At 74.2% G+C, this 12,992-nt stretch carries 8 protein-coding genes; 7 read left to right on the forward strand and 1 reads right to left on the reverse strand.

Annotated elements, in window-relative coordinates; translation table 11 throughout:
• Position 1: 1 nt before the first annotated feature.
• The 3 genes from ACGFXC_RS34450 (at position 2) to ACGFXC_RS34460 (ending at position 5,593) form a co-directional block, all read left to right on the forward strand.
• On the forward strand, positions 2-3,817 hold the full coding sequence (locus ACGFXC_RS34450; RefSeq protein WP_393718844.1) for an amino acid adenylation domain-containing protein: 3,816 nt from the start codon (positions 2-4) through the stop codon (positions 3,815-3,817).
• 109 nt (positions 3,818-3,926) lie between these two features.
• Complete coding sequence (locus ACGFXC_RS34455) at positions 3,927-4,643, forward strand: thioesterase II family protein (RefSeq protein WP_393718879.1); 717 nt, start codon at positions 3,927-3,929, stop codon at positions 4,641-4,643.
• Positions 4,640-5,593 (forward strand): ABC transporter ATP-binding protein, encoded by a 954-nt coding sequence (locus tag ACGFXC_RS34460; protein WP_393718845.1) that lies wholly within the window; start codon positions 4,640-4,642, stop codon positions 5,591-5,593. The genes ACGFXC_RS34455 and ACGFXC_RS34460 overlap by 4 nt, the downstream gene beginning before the upstream one ends.
• 75 nt (positions 5,594-5,668) lie before the next feature.
• Here ACGFXC_RS34460 and ACGFXC_RS34465 read toward each other — a convergent pair whose 3' ends face one another.
• Positions 5,669-7,183, reverse strand: a complete 1,515-nt coding sequence (locus ACGFXC_RS34465; protein WP_393718846.1) for an FAD-dependent monooxygenase — start codon at positions 7,181-7,183, stop codon at positions 5,669-5,671.
• 361 nt (positions 7,184-7,544) lie between these two features.
• Between ACGFXC_RS34465 and ACGFXC_RS34470 the strand changes: the two genes are divergently transcribed.
• The 4 genes from ACGFXC_RS34470 to ACGFXC_RS34485 all read left to right on the forward strand — a co-directional run bounded on the left by ACGFXC_RS34470 (position 7,545) and on the right by ACGFXC_RS34485 (position 12,981).
• Positions 7,545-7,862: a phosphopantetheine-binding protein gene (locus ACGFXC_RS34470; protein WP_393718847.1), complete on the forward strand. Its 318-nt coding sequence runs from the start codon at positions 7,545-7,547 to the stop codon at positions 7,860-7,862.
• The gene (locus tag ACGFXC_RS34475) at positions 7,859-9,112 is read left to right on the forward strand and encodes a cytochrome P450 (RefSeq protein WP_393718848.1); all 1,254 of its coding nucleotides are present in this window, start codon (positions 7,859-7,861) and stop codon (positions 9,110-9,112) included. The genes ACGFXC_RS34470 and ACGFXC_RS34475 overlap by 4 nt, the downstream gene beginning before the upstream one ends.
• Complete coding sequence (locus ACGFXC_RS34480) at positions 9,109-9,846, forward strand: thioesterase II family protein (protein WP_393718849.1); 738 nt, start codon at positions 9,109-9,111, stop codon at positions 9,844-9,846. The genes ACGFXC_RS34475 and ACGFXC_RS34480 overlap by 4 nt, the downstream gene beginning before the upstream one ends.
• A gap of 75 nt (positions 9,847-9,921) precedes the next feature.
• Complete coding sequence (locus ACGFXC_RS34485) at positions 9,922-12,981, forward strand: type I polyketide synthase (RefSeq protein WP_393718850.1); 3,060 nt, start codon at positions 9,922-9,924, stop codon at positions 12,979-12,981.
• The last annotated feature ends 11 nt before the right edge of the window (positions 12,982-12,992 follow it).

Below are 12,992 nucleotides of genomic sequence, written 5' to 3' on the forward strand. Positions count from 1 at the left end.
AATGATTCCGCTGTCATTTGTGCAACGCCGCACCTGGTTCCTGCACCAGCTGGAGGGCGCGGAGACCTGGAACGTGTCGGCGGCGTTCCGGCTGACCGGGCCACTGGACGAGGACGCCCTGCTCGCCGCGCTCCGCGACATCGTCGACCGGCACGAGGTCCTGCGCACCACCTACCTCACCGACGACGACGGCGAGCCCCACCAGCTGATCCTCCCGGCCGCGCGGGCGGCGGAGCAGGTGCGCGTGCCGGTGCTCGACGTCACCCCCGAAGGCGTCGCCGCCGCGGTCGACGAGACCGTCGCGCACTGGTTCGACCTGACGGCCGAAATCCCGCTGCGGGCCCGCCTGCTGCGCTCCGGGCCCGAGGAACACGTCCTGGTGCTGGTCATCCACCACATCGCCTCGGACGGCAGCTCCGGCGCGCCGCTGGCCCGCGACCTCGCCGCGGCCTACAACGCGCGCCGCGCCGGCCGGGCCCCGGGGTGGGAGCCGCTGCCCGTGCAGTACAAGGACTACACGATGTGGCAGCGCGAGGTGCTCGGCGACCTCGCCGACCCGGACAGCCTCGGCGCCCGGCAGATCGCCTACTGGCGCAAGGAACTGGCCGGGGTCCCGCAGCCGCTCGACCTGCCGCTGGACCGGCCGCGGTCCGCGGAGGCGGGCACGGACGGCGACGCGGTCCCCATCCCGGTGCCCGCGCGGGTGATGACCGGCCTGCAGAAGCTGGCCGACGGGCGCGGGCTGACCATGTCGATGGTCATGCAGGCCGCGCTCGGCGTCCTGCTGAGCAAGCTCGGCGCGGGCGAGGACATCCCCATCGGCACCCCCATCGCCGGGCGGACCGACGAGGCGCTGAACGACCTCATCGGCTGCTTCGTGAACAACCTCGTCATCCGCATGGACCTGTCCGGCTCCCCGACCTTCGCGAGCCTGCTCGCCCAGGTCCGCGACAAGGCGCTCACCGCCTACGAGCACCAGGACGTGCCGTTCGAGGTGCTCGTCGAGCAGCTCAACCCCGACCGCTCCGCCGCCTACCGGCCCTTCTTCCAGGTGATGTGCGGCTGGCAGAACACCGAGAAGTGGTCCCTGGAGCTCGACGGGCTCGACGTGGAGTACCGCCAGGCACTCCTGGCGACCACCCAGGTCGACGTGTTCTTCAGCATGACCACGGACGAGACCGGCGCGCTGCGCGGCGACATCTCGTACTCCACCCAGCTCTTCGACCGGGACACGGTCGAGGACATGGCCGCCCGCTACGCGCGGGTCCTGGAGCAGCTGGCCGCCGACCCCGGCATGCCCGTCGGCGACGTCGACGTGCTGCTCGCGGGCGAGCGCGAGCGGCTGGAGGAGGTCAACGACACCGCGGAACCGACGCTGGACGACGGGATCGCCGGCGCCCTGCGCCACTGGGCGCGGACCGACCCGCAGGCACCCGCCCTGATCGCCGAGGAGGAGACGCTCAGCTACGCGGAGCTGGAGGCGCGCTCCAACCGGCTGGCGCACTGGCTGGTCGAGCGCGGGGTGCGCGCCGAGTCGCTGGTCGCCGTCGCCCTGCCCCGCACCGCGAACCTGCCGGTGGCACTGCTCGCCGTGCTGAAGGCCGGCGGCGCGTACGTGCCGATCGACCCGGAACACCCCCGCTCCCGGACCGACTTCGTCCTCGGGCAGGCGAAACCGGCGCTGGTGCTCGACGCCGACGCCCTGGCCGCCGCGGACTACGCCCACCACCCGGACACGCCGCCCGAGGTCGGCGTCCGCGCGGACAACACCCAGTACGTGATCTACACCTCCGGCTCCACGGGCACCCCCAAGGGCGTGAGCGTCCCGCGCGGCGCGGTCGCCAACTTCCTGGCCGCGGCCCGGCGCCGGTTCCCGCTGGCACCGGGGGAGCGGATGCTGTGCGCCACCACCGTCTCCTTCGACATGGCCAACACCGAGCTGTACCTCCCGTTCGTCTGCGGCGCCACCATGGTCCTGGCGAAGAAGGACGCCGTCACCGACCCGTCGGCCGTCACCGCGCTGCTCCGCCGCCACGGGGTCGGCGTCGTCCAGGCCACGCCCGGCTTCTGGCAGATGCTGCTGACGCACGAGCCGCAGGCCGCGAAGGGCCTGCGGATCATCACCGGCGCCGAGGCCGTGCCCGTGCGGCTGGCCGAGACACTGGCCGGGCAGGCCGCCGAGGTCGGCAACTGGTACGGGCCGTCCGAGACGACGACCTGGTCGACCATGGCGCCCGTGAAGGCCGGGGCGGGCGTGGCGATCGGCCTGCCCGTCGGGAACACCCGGGTGTACGTGCTCGACGCGCGGCTGCACCCCGTGCCGCGCGGCGTCCGGGGCGAGCTGTACATCGCGGGCGCCGGAGTGGCCCGCGGGTACCAGGACCGGCCGGAGCTGACCGCCGAACGGTTCGTGGCGAACCCCTTCGGCCCGGCCGGCGCGCGGATGTACCGCACCGGGGACCTGGTGCGGTGGAACAGGGACGGCCTGCTGGAGTACCTGGAGCGCACCGACCACCAGGTCAAGGTCCGCGGCTTCCGCATCGAGCTGGGCGAGATCGAGCACGTGCTGGCCGGGCACCCCGGCGTGGCCCGGGCGGCGGTCGTGGTGCGCGAGAGCGCCCAGGGCGACAAGCGCGTCGTGGGCTACGTGGTGCCCGCGGCCGGAGCCGGCTCCGGCGCCGCGGTGGACGGGCTGCTCGCCGAGCTGGACGGACACCTGCGCGACCTGCTCCCCGAGTACATGGTGCCCGCCGCGCTGATCCCCCTGGAGCGGATCCCGCTGACCGCGAACGGCAAGCTCGACCGGCAGGCCCTGCCGTCGGAGCACACCCCCGCCGTCAGCGGGCAGGCGCCCCGCAACTCCTTCGAGGAGAAGCTGTGCGCCGTCTTCGGCGAACTGCTCGACAAGCGGCACGTCGCCGTCGACGACGACTTCTTCGCGCTCGGCGGCCACTCGCTGCTGGCCACCCGGCTCAGCGTCCGCATCCGCAAGGAGTTCGACGTCGACCTCCCGCTGCGGACGATCATCAAGTTCCCCACGGTGGCCGAACTCGCCGCGCTGCTCCTCGCCGGAGCCGTACCCGACGAGGTCGCCGATCCGTTCGGGGTCGTGCTCCCCCTCAACAGCGACCCGGGCACCGGCAAGAAGCCCCTGTGGTTCTTCCACGGCGGCGGCGGCCTGGGCTGGGCCTACTTCAGCTTCGTGACGCACGTGCGCGACCGGGCGGCCTACGCCCTGCAGTCCCGCGGCGCCGACGGCGCGCAGCCGCTGGTGGAGTCGGTCGAGGAGATGGTCGACCACTTCATCGAAGAGATCCTCGCGGTGCAGCCGCAGGGCCCCTTCAACCTCATCGGCTGGTCCTACGGCGGCACCCTCGTCCAGGCCATCGCCGAGGGTCTGGACCGGCGCGGGCACGAGATCGCCCTCACCGCCATCCTGGACTCCCAGCCGGGCGGCCAGGGCTGGAGCGAGATCCACCGCAACAAGACCGTGGCGGACTACCGGGGCGAACTGGAGGAGTTCTTCGGCCAGTACATCGGCACCGGGAACCAGCAGGACTTCCTGGACGCCATGGCCGGGGTCCTCGCCAACAACACCAACCTGATGATGGACTGGGAGTCCCCGGTCTACCGCGGCGACGTGGTCTTCTTCCACGCCACGCTCAAGGACGAGATGTACGCCCACCTGTGGAAGCCGTACGTCCTCGGCACGATCGAGGAGCACGACGTGGCCGCCACCCACCACGAGATGAACCTGCCCGGCCCCGTGGCCGAGGTCTTCGAGGTCCTGAACCGCAAGCTGGCGGACCTGGCCTGAGCGGAGCCCGGCGGGCCCGGTCCATGTCAACGAACCACCGAACGGATGATTGGGGTTGGTCGGGGTGTCAGAACCCGGCACGTCCAGGGAACACGGGGACCGGACCACGCTGCTGTGCGTGCCCTTCGCGGGAGCGGGTCCCTCCTTCTTCCACCCGTGGCGCGAGCCGGCCGCCGGCCGGTGGCGCCTGGCCTGCGTCGAGCTGCCCGGACGCGAGCGGCGGATCATGGAGGAGCCGTACCGGGACGTCTACGAAGCGGCCAAGGGCTCGGTCGACGACATCGTCGCCGACCTCGGCGAGGGCGCCCGCACCGTCCTGTTCGGGCACAGCCTGGGCGCGGTGCTCGCCTACGAGCTGGTCCACCTGCTCACCGCGCGCGGCGTGCACGTCGAACGGCTGGTCGTCAGCGGTTCGCCGGGCCCCTGGACCCAGCGCGAGCGGCGGGCGGCGGGCCTGCCGGACGAGGAGTTCCTCGCCCGGGTCGAGGAGTTCGCCGGATTCCGCCACGAGGCCCTGGACCACCCGGAGATGCGCGAGCTGATCCTGCCCGTCCTCCAGGCGGACTGCGCGATGCACGAGAGCTACGTACCGAGCACCGACGTACCGGTGTCGGTGCCGGTGCTCTCGCTGCGCGGCAGCGACGACGGCCTGGTCACCGCGGACGAGGCCCGCCAGTGGGAGGCGGCGACCACGGCCGGATTCGGCTACGCGGAGTTCCCCGGCGACCACATGTACCTGGTCGACGCCGGGCCCGCGGTGCTGGACGCCATCGGGGCGTGGTCCGCCGAAGGCGCGGAGGAGGCGGCGAAGGCTGCGCGGGCATGAGGAGCGCGGCCATTTCGGTCCGCGGGCTGCGCAAGGCGTACGGCGACCACGTCGTCCTCGACGGAGTCGACTTCGCCGTCGCCACGGGATCGGTCTTCTCCCTGCTCGGCGCGGCCGGTGCGGGCAAGACCACCACGCACGAAGTCCTGACGACGCTGCGGCGGCCGGACGCCGGAACGGTGCGGATCGCGGGGCACGACGTGGCGACCGCGACCGGGCGGGTGCGCGCGGCGATCGGGGTGAGCGGCCGGACCGCCGCCGTGGACGGCCTGCTCACCGGCCGGGAGAACCTGCGGCTGATGGCCGACCTGCGGCGCGTGCCCCGCGCCGGCCACCGGGTCGCGCGGCTGCTGGAACGCTTCGACCTGGTGGACGCGGCCGACGAGCGGGCCTCGGCCTACGCCCCCGGCGCGCGCCGCAGGCTGGACCTGGCGATGACGCTCGTCGGCGACCCCCAGGTGCTCTTCCTGGACGAGCCGACGAGCGGACTCGATCCGCCCGGCCGCCGCACGGTGTGGGGCATCGTCCGCGAACTGGTCTTCGAGGGCACCACCGTTTTCCTCACCACCCGCCACCTGGAGGAGGCCGACCAGCTCGCCGACCAGATCGCGGTGCTCCACCGGGGACGGCTGACCGCCCGGGGCACCCCCGAGGAGCTCAGGCGCCGGATCCCTGCCGCCCACGTCCGCCTGCGCTTCGCCGACCCGTACGACCTCGACGCGGCGGCGCGGGTCCTCACGGGGGCGGCGCGCGACGACGCGGAACTGACCCTGCGGGTGCCGGGCGACGGCGAGACCAGGACGCTGCGGGACCTGCTGGACCGGCTCGCCCTCCACTCCGTCGACGCCCTGGAGTTCTCGGTGCACCGGCCCGGCCCCGACGAGGTGCTCCGCGCCCTGACCGGGAACCCGGGCGACGCACCCCCCGGCCGGGAGGCGGCCCTGCGGTGACCACCTCGCCCGCGCCGCCGCCCGGCCCGGCCGGCCCGCCGCGCCGCACCCCGCGCCGCCCGTCGCGCGCCCGGCTCAGTCCCGCGCGGCCGGACCGCACCAGGCGGTGAGGGCGGCGCGCAGCCCCGAGACGTCGCCCGCGTCGTCGGCCGCCCAGGCCACGTGACCGTCCGGGCGGACGAGCAGCGCGGCCGGCGCGGGCACCTCGCCCACGGCCGGGACGGGCCAGAAGTCCTCCTCGCTGCGCGCCCCGACGAGGTCGACGCGGCCGGCCCAGCCGCGGACGGCGTCCGCGAGCCCGGCGCCGCCGCCCCCCAGGTCCAGCAGGACGGGCCGGCCGGCGTGCAGCAGCGCGTGGACGCGGGTGTCCCCGCCGGGCGTCTTCAGCCCGGCGTCGGGGACCCGGCGGCCCGCCAGCCGGTGGTCCGCGTCGGCCGGATAGCGGATGTCCAGGGCGGTCAGCATGCCGCGCAGGTGCGCGTTGACGTCGTCGAAGACCATGAGCGAGCCGAACACCTCGCGCAGCGCGTCGGCCTGCGGTCCCGGGCGGGCCAGCGCCGACTGCGCCCGGGTGTTGTGCAGCACGCGCGCCCCCACGGGGTGGCGCTCGGCGTGATAGCTGTCGAGCAGGCTCTCCGGCGCCCGGCCGCACACCACCGAGGCGAGCTTCCAGCCCAGGTTGACCGCGTCCTGCACCCCCATGTTCAGACCCTGCCCGCCGGCCGGGAAGTGGATGTGCGCCGCGTCGCCCGCCAGCAGCACCCGGCCCTGCCGGTAGCGGGCGGCCTGCCGGGCGGCGTCGTTGAACCGGGACACCCAGCGCGGGCTGTGCATGCCGTAGTCGGTGCCCGCCAGCCGGACCAGCGATTCCCGCAGCTGCTCGAAGGTGGTCGGCTCGTCGCGGTCCACCACCCGGTCGTACTCGGAGGTGATCACCCGGAACCAGCCCGGCTCGAAGGCGATCGCCGAGAAGTCCCCGCCCGCGCAGCGCCGCACCCACACGTAGTCCTCGGTCAGACCGGGCAGCTCGACGTCGCCGATCAGCGCGGTCATCGTCGCCGGGGTGCCGGGGAAGTCGATGCCCGCGAGCCTGCGCACCGCGCTGCGCCCGCCGTCGCAGCCCACGAGGTAGCGGGCGCGCAGCGTCGCGGCGTCCGGCCTCCCGGTGTTCAGCGCGACGCTCACACCGCTCCCGTCCTGGACGATCCCGCACACCTCGGCGGACCGGCGCACCCGCACGCCGAGCTCGGCGGCCCGCTCCTCCAGCAGCCGCTCGATCGCGGACTGCAGGATCATCAGCGGATAGGGGTGCCTCGACTCGGACTCGTCGAATTCCAGATAAAGACCCGAGAAATGCCCGACCGGCTGCAGTTCGCCGGCCTCCAGGAAACGCTCCAGGATTCCGCGCTGGTCCAGCACCTCCAGGGTCCGCGCATGCATTCCGCCGGCCCGCGATTCGCCCGTCGGCTCCGCGAGCCGCTCGACGACCAGCACCTCCACACCCGCCAGCCGCAGCTCACAGGCGAGCATCAGGCCGGTCGGCCCGGCCCCCGCGATCACCACGTCCGCATCCACACCGGTGTCTTCCACGTCGTTCCCCCTCACTCCACTGAGCCTCTAACGTCCTTGAATCACCCCCACGTTCACTGAACGCGGATCAGGCGGTCAAGGAACACCGGGCCGCGGCGGGACGGACGGCGGCCGGACTCGCCGTCCCGCCGGCGGGACGGATCCGGGCCCCGCACGCAGCCCGCGGGCCCGCGCTCAACCCCTCCGGCCGGCGCGCACCGGCCGCCGCCCGCCACGGTGTGCGCGGACGTGAATTCACGCGACCCTCCATTCGGCTCTTCAGGAAATGCGTCTCGCCGGCGGGACGGCGCGAAAGGGCCCCACGGGCCGAAAAGGACGCGAGCGGGCATTTCCCGGTCGGCGGACGAAGGGAAGACTGGAAATGGAATCGTCGCCGCAGGCGCTCCACCCGCGGGGTGGACAGGACGAGACGGACGCCCGGCCGCAGCAGGCGCCCGCGGACACCCCGCAGCCGCTCGCCCAGCGGATCGCCGGGCTGTGGGAGCGCCACCTCGGCTCCGAGGGGATCGGTGTGGACGACGACTTCTTCACGCGCGGCGGGAACTCGCTGATCGGCATCAAGATCATCGAGCAGGTGGCGCAGGAGTACGGCGTCCAGCTGTCGGTCCGCGACTTCTACCTGGCGCAGACCCCGGCCCGCGTCGCCGCGCTGATCGAAGCGGGGAGGGCCGCGGCGTGAGGTTGACGCCCGGCCCAGGGCGGGCCGTCGACCTCGACGCCGTCGACCTCTTCGACCTCGACCTCTACTCCTCGGGCGATCCGCACCCGGTCTGGGACGCGATGCGCGCCGGGGCGCCCCTGCACCACCAGGTCCTGCCGGACGGCCGCGAGTTCTGGTCCGTCACCCGCTACGAGGACGTCCGCAGGGTCCTCGCCGACCACCGCGAGTTCACCTCGGAGCGCGGTACCGTCCCCACCCACCTCGGCACGGACGACGTCGCGGCCGGCGTCCTGATGACCTCCACCGACCCGCCCCGGCACGCCGAGGTCCGCCGCCCGCTCGGCTCCAGGCTCACCGCACGGGCGGTCGCCTCCTGGGAGGAGTCGATCCGCCGCACCGTCGCCCGCTTCCTCGAACCGGCCCTCGACGGAGAGGTCTTCGACCTCGCCGAGCAGGCCCTGCTCCTGCCGGCCATGGTCACCGGCCCGCTGCTGGGCATCCCGGAGAAGGACTGGGAGGAACTCGTCCGGCTGACCGCGATGGTGACGGCCCCCTCGGACCCGCACTTCCGGCTCGGCAGCGAGGCCGCGACCCTGGCCATCGCCCACCACGAGCTCGTCGCCTACGTCAAGGACTGGGTCCGTACCCGGCGGACCGCCGGCGAGCAGGGCGACAGCCTGCTCCACCACCTCATGGGCGTCCTGCGTCCCACCGGCGCGCCCCTGGACGACGAGGAGATCGCCCTCGACGGCTACAGCATCCTGCTGGGCGCCAACGTGACCACGCCGCACACCGTCTCGGGCACCGCCCTGGCGCTCATCGAGCACCCCGGGCAGTACGCCAAGGCGGCGGCCGACCTCTCGCTCGTCCCGAACCTGGTCGAGGAAGGGCTGCGCTGGACCTCGGCCGCCTGCAACTTCATGCGGTACGCGGTGGACGACGTCGAGATCGGCGGCGGCACCGTGCCGGCCGGCGGGGCCGTCGTCGCCTGGATCGGCTCCGCCAACCGGGACGAGACCCTCTTCCCCGACCCGCACACCTTCGACATCACCCGGGCCGGAGCCAAGCGCCAGGCCGCCTTCGGGTTCGGAGCGCACTTCTGCATCGGGGCCCCGCTCGCCCGGATGACGCTGCGCGTCTTCTTCGAGGAACTGCTGCTGCGGTTCGAGTCCATCGAGCTCGCCGGCGAACCGCAGCACCTGCGGTCGTACTTCATCGCCGGAATGACCCACCTCCCCATCGTCGGCCAGAAACGACGGACCCCATGACGACCGGATCCACCACCGCCCCCTCGCCCTGGTTCGTCCGGCCCCGGTCCGACGCCCACCCGGCCCGGCTCTTCTGCCTGCCCTTCTCCGGATCCGGGGCCTCCGCCTTCAGCGCCTGGCCGGCCGCCGTCGGCGACGCCGAGGTCTGCCCGGTGCAGTTCCCCGGCCGCGAGAACCGTCTCGGCCACCCGCACTACGGCACCTACGAGAACCTCGCCGAAGGCCTCGTCGAAGCCCTGGAACCCCTGCTGGACCGGCCCTTCGCCCTCTTCGGCCACTGCGCGGGCGCGCTGCCGGCGTACGAGGCCGTCCTGCGCCTCGCCGCCCTCGGCCTGCCCGCTCCGCAGCGCCTCTTCGTCTCGGGCCAGCCGGCCCCGCACGACGCCTCGCGCGACCGGATGCTCACCATGACCGAACCCGAACTGCGCGCCGAGCTGCGGGCCTTCCTGCGGGGCCGCGGGATCGAACCGCGCCCCGACATGATCGACATGGGCATGTCCGTCCTGCTGGACGACCACGCCGCCGCCGCCGCCTACCGCCGGACCGAACCGGCTCCGGTGGACTGCCCCGTCACCGTCGTGCACTGGCGCGACGACCCCGACGTCAGCCTGGAGGAGCTCCAGGGCTGGCGCCGCTACGCCGGCTCCGTCGAGTTCCGGGTGGTCGACGGCGGTCACTACGACTTCATGGACGCGCCGGACGAACTGCTGGAGCTGCTGGCCCGCCCCCGCTGAGACCCCTACCGCGCACCGCGCGCCGACCCGTACCGCCGCACGAGCCGCATGCCGAGGGAACCGGAAGGAATTCGTATGAGTGGCGCAGCCGCCGACATCGCCGTCATCGGCATGTCGTGCCGCTTTCCCGGAGTGGACGGCCTGGAGGGGTTCTGGCGCTTGCTGGCCGACGGCGGGTCGACCGTCGGACAGTTCCCCGACCACCGGGCGCCCGGCTCGGCGTACGCGTCCCATCCGGACGGGGCCACCCTGAAGACGGGTTCGTACTTCGACTCCATCGACGGCTTCGACGCCGAGTTCTTCGGCACCGGCCCGGCCGAGGCGGCCGCCATGGACCCCGTGCAGCGGCTCGGGCTGGAGCTCGCCTGGGAGGCCGTCGAGGACGCCGGACTGGCCGCGGGCACGCTCGCGGGCCGCGAGATCGACGTGGTGGTCGCCACCGCGCCCTCCGGCTACGACCAGCTGCGCAGGCGCTCCGGCAGCGACCGCGACGACCACTACGCCGCGCTCGGATCGAGCGGCGCGCTGATCGCCAACCGCATCTCCGGCCTGTTCGACGTCCGCGGCATGAGCTTCTGCGCGGACTCCGGCCAGTCCTCCTCGCTCGTCTGTCTGGCCCTGGCCTGCGAACGGATCCGCGCCGGCGCCGTCGACGCGGCCATCGCGGGCGGCGTGCACCTGATCACCGACCCGGAGGCCGGACTCGCCCTGGCGAACCTGGGCGCCCTCTCGCCCGACGGCCGCTGCCGTACCTTCGACGAGCGGGCCGCCGGCTTCGTCCGCGGCGAGGGCGGGGCGTTCGTCGTCCTGAAGCGGCTCGACCTCGCCGAGGCCGACGGCGACCACGTGTACGCGGTGGTGCGCGGCTGGGGCGTCGGCAGCGGCGGCGCCTCCAGCCGGATGCCCGACCCGAGCCCCGAGGGCCAGGCGGCCGCCGTACTGGCCGCCCTGGAGCGGGCCGGCGTCCCCTTCGACGGCGTCGACTACGTCGAGGCCCACGGAACCGGCACCCGCATGGGCGACCCCGCCGAGATCGCCGGCCTGCGCGAGGTGTTCCGGCGGACCGGACGCGCACGCCCCCTGGTGATCGGCTCCGCGAAGACCAACGTCGGCCACCTGGAGCCGGCCGCGGGCCTGGTCGGCCTCGTCAAGGCGGCGCTCTGCGTGGACCGCGGCCTGCTGGTGCCGAGCCTGAACTTCCGCACCCCCAACCCCCGCATCCCCGACTTCCACCGGGACTTCGACGTCCCGCGCACCCCGCGGCCCTGGCCGGACACCGGCGGGCGGCCGCGCCGCGCGGGCGTGTCGGCCTTCGGCATGGGCGGCACCAACGCCCACGTGATCCTCGAACAGGCCCCCGGACGCCCGGCACGGCCCCGCCCCGGGCGGGCGGACGAGGGCCCCGGCGCCGCCCGCGTCCTGCCGTGGGTGCTCTCGGCGCGCTCGGAGCCGGCCCTGCGGGAGCAGGCCGCCCGGCTGCGGGACCTCGTCGCCGCGGACGCCTCGCTCGCGCCCGCCGACATCACCCACTCCCTGCTCACGACGCGCACCCGGTTCGCGCACCGGGCGGTCGTCCTCGGCGCCGGCCGCGAGGAAGCGCTGGCCGGTCTCGGCCTGCTGGCGGCGGGCGGCGACGCGCCGCACGCCGTCCGCGGGGTCACCACCGGCCCGGCGGCCCCGGTCGTCTTCGTCTTCCCCGGCCAGGGCTCGCAGTGGACCGGCATGGGCCGGCGGCTGTACGCCGAGTCGGAGGTCTTCCGGCGCGGGATCGACGACTGCGCCGAGGCCCTGGCCCCCTGGACGGACTGGTCGCTGGTGGACGTGGTGACCGGCGCTGAAGGGGCCGCCCCGCTGGAGCGCATCGACGTCGTCCAGCCGGCGCTGTTCGCCATGCTGGTCTCCCTCGCCCGGGTGTGGCGTTCGCTCGGGGTGACCCCCGACGCGGTGATCGGCCACTCCCAGGGCGAGATCGCCGCCGCCCACACCGCGGGCGCCTTGAGCCTGCCCGACGCGGCCCGGATCGTGGCCCTGCGGTCCCGGCTGCTCGCCACGGTCGCCGGACAGGGCGCCATGGCCGGGATCCTGCTGCCCGAAGCGCGGGTCCGCGAGCTGATGGGTCCGTGGGGCGCGCGGATCGGGATCGCCGCGGTCAACGGACCGAACTCGACCACCGTCTCGGGCGAGGGCGACGCCGTCGGGGAACTGGTCGCGGCCTGCGCCGCCCGGGGGGTGCGGGCCCGGCTCATCAAGTCGACCGTCCCCGGCCACTCGCCGCTGCTGGACCGGTTCGAGGAACCGATGACGCGGGGGCTCGCCGGGATCACCCCCCGGCCCTCGGCGGTGGCGCTCTACTCGACGGTGACCGGCGAGCCGATCGACCCCGCGGAGATGGACGCGGCCTACTGGTTCCGCAACCTGCGCCGGACGGTCCGCTTCGAAGCCGCCATGCGGCGCGTCATCGAACACGGACACGGCACCGTCATCGAGATCAGCCCGCACCCGGTGCTGCTGGTGGCGGTCGAGGAGACCGCCGACGCCCTGTCCGCCGCACCGGTGGTCGTCGGCACCCTCACCAAGGACGACGGGGGCACCGGACGGGTCCTGGCCTCCCTCGCCGAACTGCACGTACGCGGCCTGCCCGTGGACTGGGAGGCGGCCCTCGCCGCGGACCGGCCCCGCCGGATCGCCCTGCCGACCTACCCCTTCCAGCGGCAGCGGTACTGGCTGACCGCCCCCGGGGAGGGCCCCGCCCCGGCCGGGCCCGCGGCGGACCTGGGCTCGCAGGAGGCGGTGCTCACCCTGGTGTGCGCCGAGACGGCCGCGCTGCTGCGCGCCAAGGGCACGCCGGTGACGGGCGCCGCCCTGGAGGCGAGGCCGACGGACACCTTCAAGTACCTGGGCTTCGACTCCTCGCTGGCGGTGGGGCTGCGCAACCGGCTCGCCGCGGCGGCCGGCGTACGGCTCCCGGCCACCGTGGCCTTCACCCACCCCACCGCGCAGGCCCTCGCCCGCCACCTCTTCTCCCTCCTGGAACCACAGGAGCCCGGGGCCGCGCCGACGGCGCGGGAGGAACCGGCCCCGGACAGCACCGGTGACGACGACCTGTACGCGCTGATCGACCGCGGATACGTGTAACCGCGCCCGTT

The organism is Streptomyces sp. NPDC048507 (assembly GCF_043199995.1).
In the GTDB taxonomy this organism is placed as follows: domain Bacteria; phylum Actinomycetota; class Actinomycetes; order Streptomycetales; family Streptomycetaceae; genus Streptomyces.

Bases quoted from the DNA above. Each gene is read 5' to 3' on its own strand.
- ACGFXC_RS34480 (WP_393718849.1), top strand. From the start codon at position 9,109: ATGACGACCGGATCCACCACCGCCCCCTCGCCCTGGTTCGTCCGGCCC.
- ACGFXC_RS34485 (WP_393718850.1), top strand. From the start codon at position 9,922: ATGAGTGGCGCAGCCGCCGACATCGCCGTCATCGGCATGTCGTGCCGC.
- ACGFXC_RS34450 (WP_393718844.1), top strand. From the start codon at position 2: ATGATTCCGCTGTCATTTGTGCAACGCCGCACCTGGTTCCTGCACCAG.
- ACGFXC_RS34470 (WP_393718847.1), top strand. From the start codon at position 7,545: ATGGAATCGTCGCCGCAGGCGCTCCACCCGCGGGGTGGACAGGACGAG.
- ACGFXC_RS34460 (WP_393718845.1), top strand. From the start codon at position 4,640: ATGAGGAGCGCGGCCATTTCGGTCCGCGGGCTGCGCAAGGCGTACGGC.